Raw genomic sequence first — 15,418 nt, 5'->3', positions numbered from 1 at the left:
CCCTACCTTCATCACCCCGCCGTAGGGTGGAAAACGCGCGCAGCGCTGTTCCACGCCTCCCCTAGCGCTGCCTCAGCGCGGCCCCATGATCGTTTCCAGCGCATCCGGCCGCGGCGCACCCTGGTGCTGTTGGAGCCGTCCGTTGCCGTCGAGGTAGAAGATCGCCGGCGTGGCCTGGGCGCCTAGCTCGCTCATCAGCATCAGGTTGTCGGTGAGCTGTTTCTCCAGCGCGGCGGGAATCTTCTCCAACGGTTTGAGCTTGCTCGCCTTGCCGGCCGCTTCGTGTTCGTTGAGGGCGGCTTCGGGCTTGCTGGCGCTGAGCAGCGCGGCAGACTTCCCGGCACTGTCGGCGCGCAACATGCCGACCATGATGTGCCGCAGCTGCACCTTGCCCGACTCGACCCAGGGCCGCGCCTGCTTCCAGAACATGTTGCAGTACGGGCAGTTCGGATCGCTGAACATGTAGATGATGCGCGGCGCGTCCGCCTTGCCGTCGGCGATCCAGGTGCTGTTCTCCATGCGCGTCCACATCTCCTTGGCGAGCGGTTCGTAGACCAGCTTCTCCAGGTGCGCGCGGGTCAGGTCCTCGCCCTTGGCATCGAGCAGGCTGCCGATCAGCACGTGCTCGCCATCGGCGGTCAGATAGAGCGCCATGCCCTGGCCGTTGTAGCGTGCGGCATAGCCTTTCATGCCACCGGGCGCATCGAAGGTGCCGACGACCTCGGCACCGCGCGCCTCGACGGCTTGGATCGCCTCCGGCAGTGCCTCGGCCTGAGCCACAGACAACGTCAGCAGGCTCACACCGGCCAGCAGGTAGGGTAACGGCTTGAATCGAATCACTGCGCAGCATCCTCTTTCAGTTTTTCCAGCGCGCGCGCCAGGCTGGCGTGCGAGAGTTCGCCGAGATGGCTGCCGATCTGACGGCCCTCGGCGTTGTAGAACAGCGTGGTGGGCAGCGCCGTGGAGCCGACGTGCTGACCGAGACGCCCGCCGCTGTCGAGCAGTACGTTGTCCAGCGTCAGCCCTGCGGTTTCCAGGAAGCGACCGATCTCGCCCTCGCCTTCGCCCTGATTGACGAAAAGGAACAGGGTGTCGCTTTCGCGCGCCTGCGCCTCGGCGAGCACCGGCATCTCGCGTCGGCATGGCGGACACCAGGTCGCCCAGAGATTGACCACCAGCGGCTGCCCCGCGTAATCCTCCAGCGCCACCGAGCGACCCTGGCTGTCACGCAGGGCCATTTCCGGCAGGCGCGTGCCTTGCTCGAGGGAATGCCAGGCCAGATTACTGAAGCCCCAGCTGAGGACGCCCACCGTGAGCGCGATGCCCAGCGGCTTGCGCAGTTCGCGGTCGCTCCAGCTCCACCAGATGCCGAGCGCCAGCGCGGCGAACAGCCCCGGCCAGGCGATGAAGCCTCCGTCGCGGATATCGATGACGCTCAGCCAGTCATCCTGGTAGTACGCCCAGTACAGCGCGACAAAGGCCAGCCGTGCCACCAGCAGCGCCACCAGCAGCAGGCGAAACAGCTGGCGCTCCGGGTTGCGCTCGCTGCGCCGGCCGACCCACCAGCCGGTCAGGGTCGCCAGCAGCAGGCTGCCGAGCAGCAATACATGGGGCACCGCCAGGGCCAGCGGCCCGATATTCACAGTCAGCATCAACCTTGCTCCCGGGTCTGGTTCCAGTTCTGCAGAAAGTCCCTGGCACCGACCTCGCCGGTGATGCGACGTTCACGGCGCTCCTCGCCATCCGGACCGATCCACAGCAGCGTCGGCGGGCCGAGCACCTGGTAGCGGTCCAGCAACTCGCGGCTGGCGGCACCGCTGCGGGTCACGTCGGGGCGCAGCACGCGCACACCGTCCAGACTCGCCTGCACCTGGGCATTGCCGAAGACCTCCTTCTCCATGACCTTACAGGAGACGCACCAGTCGGCGTAGTAATCGATCAGCACCCACTGGCCCTGCGCCTTGGCTGCCGCCAGCTCACGATCGAGCACCGCCGGATCGCTGAAACCGAGCGCGTGGGACTCGACCGCCGCGGCCGTCGCCACGCCGCCGGCATAGATCGCCAGCGGCCGACGCGGATCATCCGCACCGCCGGCGGCACCCAGCAGCATCGCCGCGCCCCACAGCCCCAGCAGAACGCCGCCGGCCTGACAGAGCACGCGCTGGCGTTGCACTGCCTGCGCCACATGCAGCAAGGCGGTGGCGAGCACCACCAGCAGCGCGCCCCACAGGCCCAGCCACAGCCAGTCGGCCAGCAACGGACGCGCGACGAACAGCGCGGCCGCGAGGAAGAGGAAGCCGAACACCACCTTGACCCGATCCATCCAGGCGCCCGGCTTGGGCAGAAAGCGCTGGCCAACCGTCACCAGCAACAGCAGCGGTGTGCCAATGCCGAGGCCCAGCACGAACAGCACCAGACCGCCCTGCAGCGCACTGCCACTCTGCGCGATGAACAGCAGCGCGGCGGCCAGCGGCGCGGTCATGCAGGGGCCGACCAGCAGGCCGGAGAGCACGCCCAGCGCGCCAGCCCCGGCGAGGCTGCCCCCGCGCTGGCGATCACCGACACGCTGCAGGCGATCACGCAGCGCCACCGGCAATTGCAGCTCGAACAAACCGAACATGGGCAGCGCCAGCAGCACGAACAGCACGGCGAAACTGGTCAGCAACCAGGGTTGCTGCAGCGCCGCCTGCAGGTTGGCGCCGAGCAGCGCCGCCAGCACACCGAGCCCGGCATAGACCAGCGCCATGCTGACCACGTAGGTCGCCGCCAGGGCAAAACCACGGCGCGAGGTGGCACCGCTGCCGACCACGATGCCCGCCAGAATCGGCAGCATCGGCAGCGAACAGGGGGTGAAGGCCAGCAACAGACCGAGACCGAAGAACACCAGCAGGCTCCAGCCCAGTGCCTGATTTTCGAGGCCGCTGGCCAGCGCCTGATCTTCGGCCTGCCCGGAGGCTGCCGAGGCGATGCCGTCACCGCTCAGCGATACCTCGCGGGTCTGCGGCGGATAGCAGAGCCCGGCATCGGCGCAGCCCTGCCAGCCGAGGCGCACACTGTTCTCGGCGCCTGGCGGGACCAGCAGTTCGAGGCTGTCGCGGTAGATCTGCGAATCGCCGAAGAACTCGTCGCTGTAGGGCTTTCCCTCGGGCAGTAGCGGCTGGCGCTCCGGTGGCAGGCCATCGAACTGCAGACGCTGCTGATAGAGGTAATAGCCCGGTGCGATCCGCCAGTGCAGCAGCGTCGCACCGTTCTCCTGCGGGCTGACCGTCAGCGCGAACGCCTCGTCCACCGGCAGAAAATCACCCTGCGAGCCGCCGCCGAACAGCCCACCGGCCGGCAGCGCCAATCCGGGCGCCAACAGAAACAGCAGAAGAACCAATGTGCGCATGAGAGTCCTGGCCGAGAAATGACTGCCGCGCAGCATGCCGGGGCGGGATTAACGCGCCATTAACGCAACCGCACGGGCTGCGTAACGCTGCCTTAATCGCTAAGGTCCACCCTCGAGCTTTTTCTGCGGACCCTCCCCATGCACGTGCTGCTTGCCGAAGACGACGCGCTGATCGCCAGCGGTATCGTCGCCGGGCTCAACGCCCAGGGCCTGATCGTCGACCATGCCGCGACCGCGGCGGCTGCCGAAGCCCTGCTGCGCGCGGCGCACTTCGATGTGCTGATCCTCGACCTCGGCCTGCCCGACGAAGACGGCCTCGCCCTGCTGCGCCGCCTGCGCCAGCAGGGCCTGGAGCTGCCGGTGCTGGTGCTTACCGCGCGCGATGCCGTCAGCGACCGGGTCACCGGCCTGCAGGCGGGTGCCGACGATTACCTGCTCAAGCCCTTCGACCTGCGCGAACTGGCCGCGCGCCTGCACACGCTGATGCGGCGCATGTCCGGGCGCAGCGTCAACCTCATCGAGCATGGTCGGCTGAGCTACGACCCGAGCCGCTGCGAAGCACGCCTGGACGGCCGCCTGGTCGACCTGTCCCGCCGCGAACAGGCACTGCTGCAGGCACTGCTCAACAATCAGGGCCGGGTGCTCAGCAGCGAGCAGCTCAAGGACGCAGTCTACGGTTTTGCCGACGATGTCGAGAGCAATGCCCTCAACGTGCATATCCACCACCTGCGGCGCAAGCTCGGCAGCGGCATCGTCGAAACCGTGCGCGGCCTCGGCTACCGCCTCGGCCCGGCAGGCGACGAGGACGCGTCATGAGCCTGCGCCTGCGCCTGACCCTGATGCTCGGCTCCGCCTTCGTGCTGCTCTGGGCGCTGGCCGCGACCTGGATGCTGGTCGATCTGCGCAGCCAGATGATGCTCTCGCTCGACCAGCGTCTGGCGGCCTCGGCGCGCATGGTCGCCGGCCTGCTGGTGCAGCTGCCGCAGCCGGTGCCCGGCGACGGTCCGCCGCAGCGCCTGAGCGCCGAGCAACTGGGCATCCCCAACGGCCTGGCCTGCCAGGTCAGCTCGCTGCGTGGCGAGGTGCTGGCGCGCAGCCACAGTGCGCCCAACCAGCAGCTCGACGCCGAGCAGAACGGCTTTCGCGACCAACTGATCGACGGCGTGCCCTGGCGCAGCTTCACGCTGGTGCAAGGCGAGCTGCGCATCACCACGGCCGACCGCCTGGATGAACGTGCCGCGCTGAAGCGCTCGGTGTTGCTGGCGGCAGCGCTGCCCGTGGCGGTCGCCCTGCTCGGCAGCCTGGGTCTGCTCTGGCTCGGCCTGGGCCGTGGGCTGGCGCCCCTGCGCAGGATTCGCGAGGCCCTGACCCGACGCAGCGCCGACTCCCTCGAACCCTTGCCGGTCGAAGGCCTGCCGGCGGAGCTGCTGCCGCTGGTGCAGACGCAGAATCAGCTGTTCCAGCGCATCGCCCAGGCCATCGAACGCGAACGCCGGCTGACCGGCGACGCCGCCCACGAACTGCGCAGCCCGCTGACGGCGATCAAGACCCACCTGCAGGTGGCACGCATGACCGAAGGTACCGCCGCCGAACAGGCGCTGGCCAACGCCGAGGCCGGCGCCGATCGGCTGCAGCGCACGCTGGAACAGCTGCTGTTGCTGGCCCGGGTGGAAGGCAGTCTGGATTTCGACGATGGCCTGCAGTGCACCGCCGCCGAGGTCGCGCGGCTGGCGATTCAGGACGCCAGTGGCGGCGATGGCGCACCAATCCTGTTGCAGGTCCCGGCGGAATTGCCCGACACGCCGCTGGCCATGCCGCCGGTGCTGGCCATCGCCGCGCTGCGCAACCTGCTGGAGAATGCCCAGCGCCACACCGCGCCGGGCAGTGCCGTCACGCTGACCCTGCTGCCTGAAGCGGAGCGAGTACGCTTCGAAGTACGCGACCAGGGCCCAGGCATCGCTGCCGAACATCTCGAGCACCTGACCCGGCGCTTCTGGCGACACGCCGCCAGCAGCGGCAGCGGCCTGGGCCTGGCCATCGTCCAGGCGATCGCGCAACGCTGCGACTGCACCCTCACCTTCGACAGCCAGGCCGACGGCCTGCGCGTATCGCTGACGGTGCCGTTGCAGCGCTGAGCATGCGCTTAGCCGGGGAATTCCAGGCGGAAGGACGTCCAACCCTGCGCGGAGGTGCAATGGATACGGCCCTGATGGGCCTGAACGATCGAACGGGTGATCGCCAGCCCCAGGCCGGCATTGCTCGGGCTGCCTTCGCGGCGCGCCGGGTCGACCCGGTAGAAGCGGTCGAACAGTCGCTCCAGATGCTCGGGCGCGATGGTCGCGCCGGGATTGCTCACCTCAAGCGTCACCTGATCAGCGCCGCGCTCGATGGCCACGCGAATGCGCTCGCCGTCGGGGGTGTAGCGCAGCGCATTGGACAGCAGGTTCGACAGCGCCCGACGCAGCATCGACAAGTCGCCCTGAATCGTACCGGCACCGGACAGCTCGAAGCGCACCCCGCGCTCGTCGGCCGAGAGCTGGTAATAGTCCAGCAGCTGCGCGCACAACGCCTCCAGCGCGACGGGCTTGGCGTCCGGCACGATCAGCCCGTTATCCGCCTTGGCCAGAAACAGCATGTCGTCGATCATCCGCGACATGCGCTGCAACTCCTCCAGATTCGAATGCAGGTTGTCCTGGTACTGATCCAGCGTGCGCGCGCGGGTCAGCGCCACCTCGGTGTGGGTCATCAGGTTGCTCAGCGGCGTGCGCAGCTCGTGGGCGATGTCGGCGGAGAAGTTCGACAACCGCACGAAGGCGTCTTCCAGCCGCGCCAGCATAGCGTTGAAGGCCTGCACCAGCTGCTGCAGCTCGGCCGGGGTCGACTCGTCGGGGATGCGCTCGCGCAGCGAGCGGGCCGACACCGAGGCCGCCACCTGGGTGACCTCGCGCAGCGGCTGCAGGCCGCGACGCACCAGTGCCCAGCCGAGCAGGCCGCTGAGCGCCGCGCAGAGCACCAGCGCGCCCCACAACCAGCCGCTGAAGGTATGGAAGAAGGCCTTGTGCACGGTGACATCCAGCAACACGAGCAAGGTCAGGCGCTGCGAGCCGACCCGCACATGCCCCGCCTCGCCGCGCCAGACGCGCCCGTCCAGCTGCAGCTCGCCGGCCCGCCGCCCGACCAGCTCCAGCAGCTGCGGCTCGGCCATCGCGCGCGGCGCTTCGGGATACAGCTGCGCACCCGTCTCGTCGAAGATGAAACCCCGCATCTCGCTGTGCCCGCCGAGCAGCGCCTGCAGCTGCGGGCGCACCTGCGCGAACGCCTGCGCATCTTCCAACCCGCCGAGCAGGCGGCTAGCGGCCTCGAGCTTCTCGTGCAGGGTGTGGCGGTCCAGTTCGTCGAAGTGGTGCTGGCTGAGCTGACCGAAGAAGTAGCCAGCCGCCGCCAGCACGCCAGTGACGGCGAGCATGAACATCAGGCTCAGCCGCGCGGTCAGCGACAGCTGCGTCATGGGGCGTCCGGCTCGTCGAGCATGTAACCCATGCCGCGCGCGGTGTGGATCAGCCTCGGCTCGAAGCCGTCGTCGATCTTCGCCCGCAGACGGCGGATCGCCACCTCGATGACGTTGGTGTCGCTGTCGAAGTTCATGTCCCACACCTGGGAAGCGATCAGCGACTTGGGCAGCACCTCGCCGCGCCGGCGCAGCAAGAGCTCCAGCAGGGCGAATTCCTTGGCGGTCAGGTCGATACGCTGGCCGCCGCGCGTGGCGCGGCGCTTGAGCAGGTCGACCTCGAGATCGGCGACCCTGAGCTGGGTTTGCAGCGTCGCCGCATTGCCGCGCCGCAGCAGCGTGCGCACCCGCGCCAACAACTCGGAAAAGGCGAACGGCTTGACCAGGTAGTCGTCGGCGCCCAGCTCCAGGCCCTTCACGCGGTCCTCGACGCGGTCGCGCGCGGTCAGAAACAGCACCGGCACCTCGCTGCCCGAGGCGCGCACCAGGCGCAGCACGTCCCAGCCGTCCAGGCCGGGCATCATCACATCGAGGATCAGCAGGTCGTAGGGCGTGCTCAGCGCATGCTGCAGGGCATCGGTGCCGGTGGTGACGCGGTCGACGGTGAAGCCGGCCTCGCTCAGGCCCTGCTGCAGGTAGGTGCCGGTTTTCGGCTCGTCTTCGGCGACCAGCAGTTTCATGTCCCTTTCCTCGGCTCGACGGTGGACGAAGTGTGGCAGCCGCAGCGGCCCGCACGCCATCAGCTGACAGAAACGTAATCTTTTCATCAGCTCCATGTAAGGCCGCCGGGTCTATCTTGAAGCCATCCAGCCCGGAGGCCACCATGCAGCGCAGCGGAACTCCCCAGCCGTTCTGGCGCAGCCCCGCCGGCATCGCCCTGCTGATGCTGGCGATGATCGGGCTGTTCTACCTGCTGCGCGAACACGTGACGCATGGCGCCCGGCTGCTGCCCTACCTGATCCTGCTGCTCTGCCCGCTCATGCACCTGTTCGGCCACAGACACGGAGGCCACGATGGCGACCGCTGACCAGTCCGGTAACCACGCCCACGCACACGCGCATCACCACCCCGCCCAGCACTCGCACCCGCCCCACTCTGCCGAAACCGCGACCGAACAGGATCCGGTGTGCGGCATGCCGGTGGCCGGCGACAGCCCGCTGCATGCCAGCCATGGCGGGCGCGACTACCACTTCTGCAGCCAGCGCTGCCTGGACCGCTTCGTCGCCGAGCCGCAGCGCTATGCCGGCGCCGAGCCCGCGGCGGCGCCGGTCGAGGCCGACCCGGCCGCCGAGTACACCTGCCCGATGCACCCGGAGATCCGCCAGATCGGCCCCGGCACCTGCCCCAAGTGCGGCATGGCGCTGGAGCCGGTGATCCCCGAGCTGGAGGAGCAGGAAAACCCCGAGCTGCGCGATTTCTCCCGGCGCTTCTGGTGGAGCCTGCCGCTGACGGTGATCGTCACCCTGCTGGCGATGGCCGGACATTCGCTGGCGCTGTTCCACGGCGCCACGCAGAACTGGGTGGAACTGCTGCTGGCGACGCCGGTGGTGCTCTGGGCTGGCTGGCCATTTTTCGTGCGCGGGGTGCAGTCGATCCGCCAGCGCAGCCCGAACATGTGGACGCTGATCGGCCTGGGCACCGCCGCAGCCTATGTCTACAGCGTGGCAGCGACACTGGCGCCACAGCTGTTCCCGGCGACTTTCCTGGAGGATGGGCGCATCGGCGTCTACTACGAGGCGGCGGCGGTGATCATCTCGCTGACCCTGCTCGGCCAGATGCTCGAGCTGCGCGCGCGCTCGCAGACCTCGGCGGCGATCAAGTCGCTGCTCGGCCTGGCGCCGAAGACCGCGCGGCGGATCAACGCCGACGGCAGCGAGGAGGACATCGCCCTGACCCACGTGCACCTCGGCGACCGCCTGCGCGTGCGCCCCGGCGAGAAGGTGCCGGTGGACGGCCGCGTGCTCGAGGGCGAAAGCGCGGTGGACGAGTCGATGCTCACCGGCGAGCCGCTGCCGGTGACCAAGCGCAGCGGCGACGCGTTGATCGGCGCCACGCTCAACACCCACGGCAGCCTGGTGATGGAAGCGCAGAAGGTCGGCTCGGCGACCATGCTCGCGCAGATCGTGCAGATGGTCGCCCAGGCCCAGCGCAGCCGCGCGCCGATGCAGCGCCTGGCCGACCTGATCGCCGGCTGGTTCGTGCTGGTAGTGATCGCCATCGCCGTGCTGACCTTCTTCGGCTGGGGCCTGTTCGGCCCGCAGCCGAGCTGGGTGTTCGGCCTGATCAACGCGGTCGCGGTACTGATCATCGCCTGCCCCTGCGCGCTGGGGCTGGCCACGCCGATGTCGGTGATGGTCGCCACCGGCAAGGCCGCCGGCAGCGGCGTGCTGTTCCGCGACGCCAGCGCCATCGAGAACCTGCGCAAGATCGACACGCTGATCGTCGACAAGACCGGCACCCTCACCGAGGGCCGCCCGGCCTTCCACAGCGTGGTCGCCGCGCCCGGCTTCGGCGAAGACGAGGTACTGCAACTGGCGGCCAGCCTCGATCAGGGCAGCGAGCACCCGCTGGCCCACGCCATCGTCGAGCGCGCCCGCGCGACCGGCGTGCAACTGAGCCCGGTCGAGCACTTCGAGTCGGCCTCGGGCATCGGCGTGCGCGGGCGCGTCGCCGGCCGGCGCCTGCTGCTCGGCAACACGGCGCTGCTCGATGAGGGCGGCGTCGACAGCGGCGCACTGCGTCAGCGCTCCGAAGCGCTGCGCGCCGAAGGCGTGAGCATCATGTACCTGGCGGTCGACGGCACGCTGGCCGGGCTGCTGGCGGTGGCCGACCCGATCAAGCCGACCTCGAAGCTGGCGGTCGAGCGGCTGCAGGCCGATGGCGTCCGGGTGGTCATGGCCACTGGCGACGGGCTGACCACCGCGCGCTCGGTGGCGCGCCAGCTGGGCATCGAGGAGGTGCACGGCGAGGTCAAGCCACAGGACAAGGAGCGCCTGGCCGCCACCCTGCAGCAGGCCGGGCACCGCGTGGCGATGGCCGGCGACGGCATCAACGACGCGCCGGCGCTGGCGCGCGCCGACGTCGGCATCGCCATGGGCACCGGCACCGACGTGGCGATGAACAGCGCCCAGGTCACCCTGGTCAAGGGCGATCTGCTGGGCATCCTGCGCGCCCGCAGCCTGTCGGTGGCGACGGTGCGCAACATGCACCAGAACCTGACCTTCGCCTTCCTCTACAACAGCCTGGGCATCCCGCTGGCCGCCGGCCTGTTCTACCCGCTGACCGGGCACCTGCTGTCGCCGATGATTGCCGCGCTGGCGATGAGCGTCAGCTCCGCCTCGGTGGTGTTCAACGCGCTGCGTCTGCGCAAGGCCTCCATCGACGGTGGCAGCGCTTGACCTTGACACGATGTCAGGGATGAACATCCAACCACGTTCACGCAACCATCCTGGGAGACGCACATGAACAGCATCGAACTCAAGGTAACCGGCATGACCTGCGGCCATTGCGTCAAGCATGTCAGCGAAGCGCTGCAGGCAGTGCCCGGCGTCACTGGCGTCGAGGTCGACCTGGCCGCCGGGGTCGCCCGTGTCGCCGGCCAGGCCGACAGTCCGGCGCTGATCGCCGCGCTCGACGAAGCCGGCTATCCTGCCGCCATCAACACCGCCACAACCACCCCCGCCGCGCCGACCGGCTGCGGCGGCAACGGTGGCTGCGGCTGTCGCTGAAACCCTGATCTGGAGACGTACATGAAGCCTTATCTCACCGCCCTCGCCGCCCTGCTGATCTCCGGCGCGGCCCACGCCGCCGATGTGATCGATGTGCATCGCGACGCCAACTGCGGCTGCTGCAAGGACTGGATCAAGTATCTGGAAGCCAACGGCTTCGAGGTGCGCGACCATGTCGAGGCCAACATGTCGGCAGTCAAGCAGCGCGCGGGCGTGGCGCCGCGCCTGGGCTCGTGCCACACCGGGGTGATCGACGGCAAGTTCGTCGAAGGCCATGTGCCGGTCGCGGCGATCCGTGAGCTGCAGCAGCGCGACGATCTCGCCGGCGTCGCGGTACCGGGCATGCCGGCCGGCTCGCCGGGCATGGACTACGGCCAGCCGCATGAGCGCTACCAGGTGATTGGCCTGACCGAACAAGGCCGTGACGTGGTGATGGGCGATTATCTCGGCAGCCAGCCGGTACGCTGAGTCTCGCGGCAGCGCGTCACCGGGGAACCCCCATGGCCTGGATCGTCACCAAGTTCCTGCTGACCGCCGCCGTGGTGGTGCTGGTCTCGGAAGCCGCCAAGCGCAGCGACAAGCTGGGCGGCTTCCTGGCCGCGCTGCCATTGATCACCCTGCTCAGCCTGATCTGGCTGTACATCGAGCGGCAGCCGAGCGAGAAGATCGCCAACCACGCCTGGTACACCTTCTGGTACGTGCTGCCGACGCTGCCGATGTTTCTCGTATTCCCCCGCCTGCTGCCACGCCTGGGCTTCTGGCCGACGCTGCTGGCGTGCGCGGTGCTGACCGTCATCTGCTTCGGTGCGCTGGCACTCGTACTGCGACGCTTCGGCATCGAGCTGCTGTAACGCCTAGGGCGGGCCACATCAAGCTGACAGAACGGTAATCTTCGGCTCAGCTGCGAGTCAGCTGAGCGCCCTTATGATGACCAGACATGTTTGCCGCGCGCGTCCGCTGGAGCAGCGCGAACAGCCACTCTCGAACAGGACCTGCATGCACTCGAATAGCTCTCGGCGCACCTTCGTCAAAAGCCTCGCCGCCGGTGGCGCTTTCGCCGGGCTCGGGCTATGGCGCCAGCCCGTCTGGGCGCTGACCAGCCCCGGCCAGCCGACGACACTCAGCGGCACCGAGTTCGATCTGACCATCGACGCCATGACGGTGGATTTCACCGGCAACCGCCGCACCGCCATGGCCATCAACGGCAGCATCCCCGGCCCGCTGCTGCGCTGGCGCGAAGGCGACAGCGTGACCCTGCGCGTGCGCAACCGCCTGCCCCACGACACCTCCATCCACTGGCACGGCATCCTGCTGCCGGCCAACATGGACGGCGTACCCGGTTTCAGCTTTGCCGGTATCGCGCCGGACGGTATGTACGAGTACCGCTTCAAGGTGAAGCAGAGCGGCACCTACTGGTACCACAGCCATTCCGCCTTCCAGGAGCAGCTCGGCGTCTATGGCCCGCTGGTGATCGATCCCATCGAGCCGGAGCCGTTCAGCTACGAGCGCGACTACGTGGTGTTCCTCTCCGACTGGACCGACGAGAGCCCGGCGCGGGTACTGGCCAAGCTGAAGAAGCAGGCCGACTACTACAACCTGGGACGCCGCACCCTTGGCGATTTCATCGAAGACGCGGCCGACAAGGGCTGGCGCGAGAGCTTCAGCGAGCGCTGGGCGTGGGCCAAGATGAACATGTCACCCACCGATCTCGCCGACATCAGCGGCGCCACCTACACCTACCTGCTCAACGGCCAGGCGCCGGACGGCAACTGGACCGGACTGTTTCAGCCGGGCGAGCGCATTCGCCTGCGGCTCATCAACGGTTCGGCGATGACCTATTTCGACTTCCGCATCCCCGGCCTCAAGCTCACCGTGGTCGCCGCCGACGGCCAGTACGTCGAACCGGTGACCGTCGACGAAGTGCGCCTGGCGGTGGCCGAAACGCTCGACGTGATCGTCGAGCCGGACGGCAGCCAGGACGCCTACACGCTGTTCGCCCAGGCGATGGACCGCTCGGGCTTTTCTCGCGGCACCCTGGCGGTGCGCCAGGGCCTGCAGGCACCGGTGCCCGAGCCCGATCCGCGCCCCGAACTGAGCATGGACGACATGGGCCACGGCGATCACGCCGCGCATGGCGCCGCCTCCACGGGCAGCGACATGGACCATGGCGACATGGATCACGGCCAGATGAAACACGCCGACATGGGACACGGTGCGAACGCCGAAACCGCGATGCAGACGCACCCGGCCAGCGAGACGAACAACCCGCTGGTGGACATGCAAACCATGATGCCGGTGCCCAAGCTGGACGATCCGGGCATTGGCCTGCGCGACAACGGCCGCCGCGTGCTGACCTACGCCGACCTGCGCAGCAGCTTCGCCGATCCGGATGGCCGTCAGCCGAGCCGTACCCTCGAGCTGCACCTGACCGGCCACATGGAGCGTTTCTCCTGGTCGTTCGACGGCATCCCTTTCGCCGATGCCGAGCCGATCCGTCTGCAGTACGGCGAGCGCGTGCGCATCGTGCTGGTCAACGACACCATGATGCACCACCCCATCCACCTGCATGGGCTATGGAGCGACCTGGAGGACGAGCACGGCAATTTCCTCGTACGCAAGCACACCATCGATATGCCGCCGGGCGCGAGACGCAGTTACCGTGTCACCGCCGACGCCCTCGGGCGCTGGGCCTACCACTGCCATATGCTGATGCACATGGACCTCGGGATGTTCCGCGAAGTCCGCGTAGAAGAGTGAAGGAGAAATCTATGAACACGCTCAAGCAAAACATCCTGATCGCCTGCGGCCTGGCTGCCGCCTTGCAGCTGACCACCGCGCAGGCACAGCAGAACCAGCACGACGGCCACCATCCCGAGAAAACGCCGGCCACCTCGCAAGCCAACCAGGCCCAGCAGCAGCGAGGCGCTGCCAAGCAAGGCATGGATCAGGGCAACATGATGCAGATGCACGACGAGCACATGGGCAAGGGCCAGATGATGGACCACGACAACATGGGCCAGAGCATGCAGCACCGTGACGTGAATCAGGGTCAGGGCTTGGAGCATCGCAACATGGAGAACAGCCAACGGGACAAGAACCCGTCCAAGGGGAACGCCAAGGACAAACCACGTGACCGCTGAGCGGCAACTGATCGGCATTGCCGGCGCTGCCGGGGCGAAGCTGGTTCTCGCCCTGGCCGCCGGCATGGTGGCGGCGACGGCACAGGCGCAGCAGGGCATGGATCATTCCGCGCATGACAGCCACGCCGGAGCGGCACAACACAGCCCGATGCAACATGACGGCATGGATCACGGCTCGATGGCGCATCCGCCCGTCTCCGCCCCGTCGCCGGCCGCATCAGTGCCGCCGCTCAGCGATGCGGATCGCGCCGCCGCCTTCCCAGACCTGCCGCCACACGCGATGCACCAGGGAGGGAGCCACTTCCTGTTCCTGGCCGATCAACTGGAATGGCAGGACGCCGATGAAGGCAGCGCGCTGGCCTGGGATATCTCCGGCTGGTATGGCGGTGACATCGACCGCCTGGCCTTCCGTTCCGAGGGCGAGCGCACCGACGGTCATACCGAAGAAGCCGAGCTGCAGCTGCTCTGGAGCCATGCCGTCGGCCCCTGGTGGGAAACCGTTGCCGGCGTGCGCCAGGACTTCAAGCCCGGCTCGCCACAGACCTGGGCGGCCTTCGGCGTGCAGGGCATGCCGCTGTTCGGCCTGGAAACCGAAGTCACCGCCTTTCTCGGCGAAGGCGGCCAGAGCGCGCTGCGCCTGGAGGCCGAGTACGACATCCTGCTGACCCAGCGCTGGGTGCTGCAACCCACCGCCGAACTCAACCTGCACGCGCGCAACGACGAGGCCCGTGGTGTCGGTTCGGGGCTCAGCGATGCGGGCTTCGGAGTGCGCCTGCGCTACGAGATCAATCGCCAGTTCGCGCCCTACATCGGCGTTACCTGGAATCGCGCCTATGGCAACACGGCCGACCTGCTGCGTGACGAAGACGAGGATGTCAGCGACACCCGCCTGGTCGCCGGCATACGATTCTGGTTTTGAGCAAAGCCGCACGCATGAAAACAACAATCAAGACTTTGGCGCTGGCCGGCGCCGTGCTGGCCGTCGTCGGTGGCGGCGCCATCTACTCCGGTGTCTTCAACGTCGCCGCCGATGCGCCGCACTCGCAAGTGGTCGAGCGCCTGCTGGAAATCGCCCGTGAGCGCTCGATCGCCGTGCGCAGTCGGAGCATCGACGTGCCTGATCTAAACGATGCGGCGCTGATCCGTTCGGGTGCCGGCAACTACCGCGCCATGTGCATCGGCTGCCATCTGGCGCCGGGCATGAGCGACACGGAACTGAGCGCGAGCCTCTACCCCGCGCCACGCCAGCTTCACCAATTCGGCACCGGCGGCGATCCCGCGCGCGCCTTCTGGATCATCAAGCACGGCATCAAGGCCAGTGGCATGCCGGCCTGGGGCAAGAGCATGAGCGACCCGTACATCTGGGGTATGGTGGCGTTTCTCGAACGTCTGCCACAGCTCGACGTGGCGCAATACCGCGCGCTGGTCGCGCAGAGTGAAGGCCACCAGCATGGCGGCGGGGAAGCCGACATGCACGACCACAGCGGCCAGCATTCCAGCCACGACGCACCGACCGAAGGCACCCATCACCCTCCCGCCGATGCACCCGATACCACCGTCCAGCGCAACGTGCACCGGCACGCCGACGGCAGCCAGCACCTGCACTGAACACAGGGCACTCGGGAAACGCAGAGAAGACGAGCCAGCTCAGCCC

Annotated in this window: 16 protein-coding genes; 11 read left to right on the top strand and 5 right to left on the bottom strand. The window is 68.2% G+C overall.

From position 1 onward, the window contains the following. Positions 1–72: 72 nt before the first annotated feature. From dsbG to dsbD, 3 genes are read right to left on the bottom strand one after another with little or no spacing between them, the layout of a single operon-like run. Complete coding sequence (gene dsbG, locus U8L64_RS08100) at positions 73–840, bottom strand: thiol:disulfide interchange protein DsbG (protein ID WP_333395954.1); 768 nt, start codon at positions 838–840, stop codon at positions 73–75. Next, on the bottom strand, positions 837–1,652 hold the full coding sequence (locus U8L64_RS08095; protein WP_167134801.1) for a TlpA family protein disulfide reductase: 816 nt from the start codon (positions 1,650–1,652) through the stop codon (positions 837–839). The genes dsbG and U8L64_RS08095 overlap by 4 nt, the downstream gene beginning before the upstream one ends. Next, on the bottom strand, positions 1,652–3,388 hold the full coding sequence (gene dsbD / locus U8L64_RS08090; protein ID WP_333395948.1) for a protein-disulfide reductase DsbD: 1,737 nt from the start codon (positions 3,386–3,388) through the stop codon (positions 1,652–1,654). The genes U8L64_RS08095 and dsbD overlap by 1 nt, the downstream gene beginning before the upstream one ends. Before the next feature lie 138 nt (positions 3,389–3,526). Here dsbD and U8L64_RS08085 point away from each other — a divergent pair, with 138 nt between their 5' ends. Next, positions 3,527–4,204, top strand: coding sequence for a response regulator (locus tag U8L64_RS08085; protein WP_110776438.1), 678 nt, complete (start codon positions 3,527–3,529; stop codon positions 4,202–4,204). Continuing rightward, a complete protein-coding gene (locus U8L64_RS08080; RefSeq protein ID WP_273526254.1) occupies positions 4,201–5,523 on the top strand; it encodes a sensor histidine kinase in 1,323 nt (440 codons plus the stop codon). The genes U8L64_RS08085 and U8L64_RS08080 overlap by 4 nt, the downstream gene beginning before the upstream one ends. A gap of 8 nt (positions 5,524–5,531) precedes the next feature. On the opposite strand, the gene U8L64_RS08075 is transcribed toward U8L64_RS08080, so the two are convergent. Together U8L64_RS08075 and U8L64_RS08070 are read right to left on the bottom strand one after the other, a co-directional pair. After that, positions 5,532–6,896 (bottom strand): heavy metal sensor histidine kinase, encoded by a 1,365-nt coding sequence (locus U8L64_RS08075; protein ID WP_043297227.1) that lies wholly within the window; start codon positions 6,894–6,896, stop codon positions 5,532–5,534. Continuing rightward, the gene (locus U8L64_RS08070) at positions 6,893–7,576 is read right to left on the bottom strand and encodes a heavy metal response regulator transcription factor (RefSeq protein WP_043297228.1); all 684 of its coding nucleotides are present in this window, start codon (positions 7,574–7,576) and stop codon (positions 6,893–6,895) included. The genes U8L64_RS08075 and U8L64_RS08070 overlap by 4 nt, the downstream gene beginning before the upstream one ends. 143 nt (positions 7,577–7,719) lie before the next feature. Here U8L64_RS08070 and U8L64_RS08065 point away from each other — a divergent pair, with 143 nt between their 5' ends. The 9 genes from U8L64_RS08065 (at position 7,720) to U8L64_RS08025 (ending at position 15,372) form a co-directional block, all read left to right on the top strand. Continuing rightward, positions 7,720–7,923, top strand: coding sequence for a DUF2933 domain-containing protein (locus tag U8L64_RS08065; RefSeq protein WP_156714957.1), 204 nt, complete (start codon positions 7,720–7,722; stop codon positions 7,921–7,923). After that, positions 7,910–10,294, top strand: a complete 2,385-nt coding sequence (locus U8L64_RS08060) for a heavy metal translocating P-type ATPase (RefSeq protein WP_442965273.1) — start codon at positions 7,910–7,912, stop codon at positions 10,292–10,294. The genes U8L64_RS08065 and U8L64_RS08060 overlap by 14 nt, the downstream gene beginning before the upstream one ends. A 63-nt stretch (positions 10,295–10,357) precedes the next feature. Continuing rightward, entirely contained in the window at positions 10,358–10,624 is a 267-nt protein-coding gene (locus tag U8L64_RS08055; RefSeq protein WP_043297230.1) for a CopZ family metallochaperone, read from the top strand. Between the two features lie 21 nt (positions 10,625–10,645). Continuing rightward, the gene (locus tag U8L64_RS08050) at positions 10,646–11,092 is read left to right on the top strand and encodes a DUF411 domain-containing protein (RefSeq protein WP_008570358.1); all 447 of its coding nucleotides are present in this window, start codon (positions 10,646–10,648) and stop codon (positions 11,090–11,092) included. A gap of 32 nt (positions 11,093–11,124) precedes the next feature. Further along, on the top strand, positions 11,125–11,475 hold the full coding sequence (locus U8L64_RS08045; protein ID WP_077682962.1) for a DUF3147 family protein: 351 nt from the start codon (positions 11,125–11,127) through the stop codon (positions 11,473–11,475). Positions 11,476–11,620: 145 nt separating this feature from the next. Further along, positions 11,621–13,381 (top strand): copper resistance system multicopper oxidase, encoded by a 1,761-nt coding sequence (locus tag U8L64_RS08040; protein WP_333395933.1) that lies wholly within the window; start codon positions 11,621–11,623, stop codon positions 13,379–13,381. Between the two features lie 11 nt (positions 13,382–13,392). Then, the gene (locus tag U8L64_RS08035) at positions 13,393–13,764 is read left to right on the top strand and encodes a hypothetical protein (RefSeq protein WP_333395930.1); all 372 of its coding nucleotides are present in this window, start codon (positions 13,393–13,395) and stop codon (positions 13,762–13,764) included. Positions 13,765–13,861: 97 nt separating this feature from the next. After that, entirely contained in the window at positions 13,862–14,683 is an 822-nt protein-coding gene (locus U8L64_RS08030; protein ID WP_442965278.1) for a copper resistance protein B, read from the top strand. Between the two features lie 14 nt (positions 14,684–14,697). After that, on the top strand, positions 14,698–15,372 hold the full coding sequence (locus U8L64_RS08025) for a c-type cytochrome (protein WP_102829651.1): 675 nt from the start codon (positions 14,698–14,700) through the stop codon (positions 15,370–15,372). The last annotated feature ends 46 nt before the right edge of the window (positions 15,373–15,418 follow it).

Origin of the sequence: Pseudomonas sp. FIP_A4 (assembly GCF_036701605.1) — a bacterium.
In the GTDB taxonomy this organism is placed as follows: domain Bacteria; phylum Pseudomonadota; class Gammaproteobacteria; order Pseudomonadales; family Pseudomonadaceae; genus Stutzerimonas; species Stutzerimonas phenolilytica.
Note: the sequence above shows the minus strand (reverse complement) of the source record. Positions and strands in the feature narration are given on the sequence as shown.

Coding starts and splice junctions, on each gene's coding strand:
- U8L64_RS08095 (WP_167134801.1), bottom strand. CDS start 1,652: ATGCTGACTGTGAATATCGGGCCGCTGGCCCTGGCGGTGCCCCATGTA.
- dsbD (WP_333395948.1), bottom strand. CDS start 3,388: ATGCGCACATTGGTTCTTCTGCTGTTTCTGTTGGCGCCCGGATTGGCG.
- U8L64_RS08085 (WP_110776438.1), top strand. CDS start 3,527: ATGCACGTGCTGCTTGCCGAAGACGACGCGCTGATCGCCAGCGGTATC.
- U8L64_RS08080 (WP_273526254.1), top strand. CDS start 4,201: ATGAGCCTGCGCCTGCGCCTGACCCTGATGCTCGGCTCCGCCTTCGTG.
- U8L64_RS08075 (WP_043297227.1), bottom strand. CDS start 6,896: ATGACGCAGCTGTCGCTGACCGCGCGGCTGAGCCTGATGTTCATGCTC.
- U8L64_RS08070 (WP_043297228.1), bottom strand. CDS start 7,576: ATGAAACTGCTGGTCGCCGAAGACGAGCCGAAAACCGGCACCTACCTG.
- U8L64_RS08065 (WP_156714957.1), top strand. CDS start 7,720: ATGCAGCGCAGCGGAACTCCCCAGCCGTTCTGGCGCAGCCCCGCCGGC.
- U8L64_RS08060 (WP_442965273.1), top strand. CDS start 7,910: ATGGCGACCGCTGACCAGTCCGGTAACCACGCCCACGCACACGCGCAT.
- U8L64_RS08055 (WP_043297230.1), top strand. CDS start 10,358: ATGAACAGCATCGAACTCAAGGTAACCGGCATGACCTGCGGCCATTGC.
- U8L64_RS08050 (WP_008570358.1), top strand. CDS start 10,646: ATGAAGCCTTATCTCACCGCCCTCGCCGCCCTGCTGATCTCCGGCGCG.
- U8L64_RS08045 (WP_077682962.1), top strand. CDS start 11,125: ATGGCCTGGATCGTCACCAAGTTCCTGCTGACCGCCGCCGTGGTGGTG.
- U8L64_RS08040 (WP_333395933.1), top strand. CDS start 11,621: ATGCACTCGAATAGCTCTCGGCGCACCTTCGTCAAAAGCCTCGCCGCC.
- U8L64_RS08035 (WP_333395930.1), top strand. CDS start 13,393: ATGAACACGCTCAAGCAAAACATCCTGATCGCCTGCGGCCTGGCTGCC.
- U8L64_RS08030 (WP_442965278.1), top strand. CDS start 13,862: ATGGATCATTCCGCGCATGACAGCCACGCCGGAGCGGCACAACACAGC.
- U8L64_RS08025 (WP_102829651.1), top strand. CDS start 14,698: ATGAAAACAACAATCAAGACTTTGGCGCTGGCCGGCGCCGTGCTGGCC.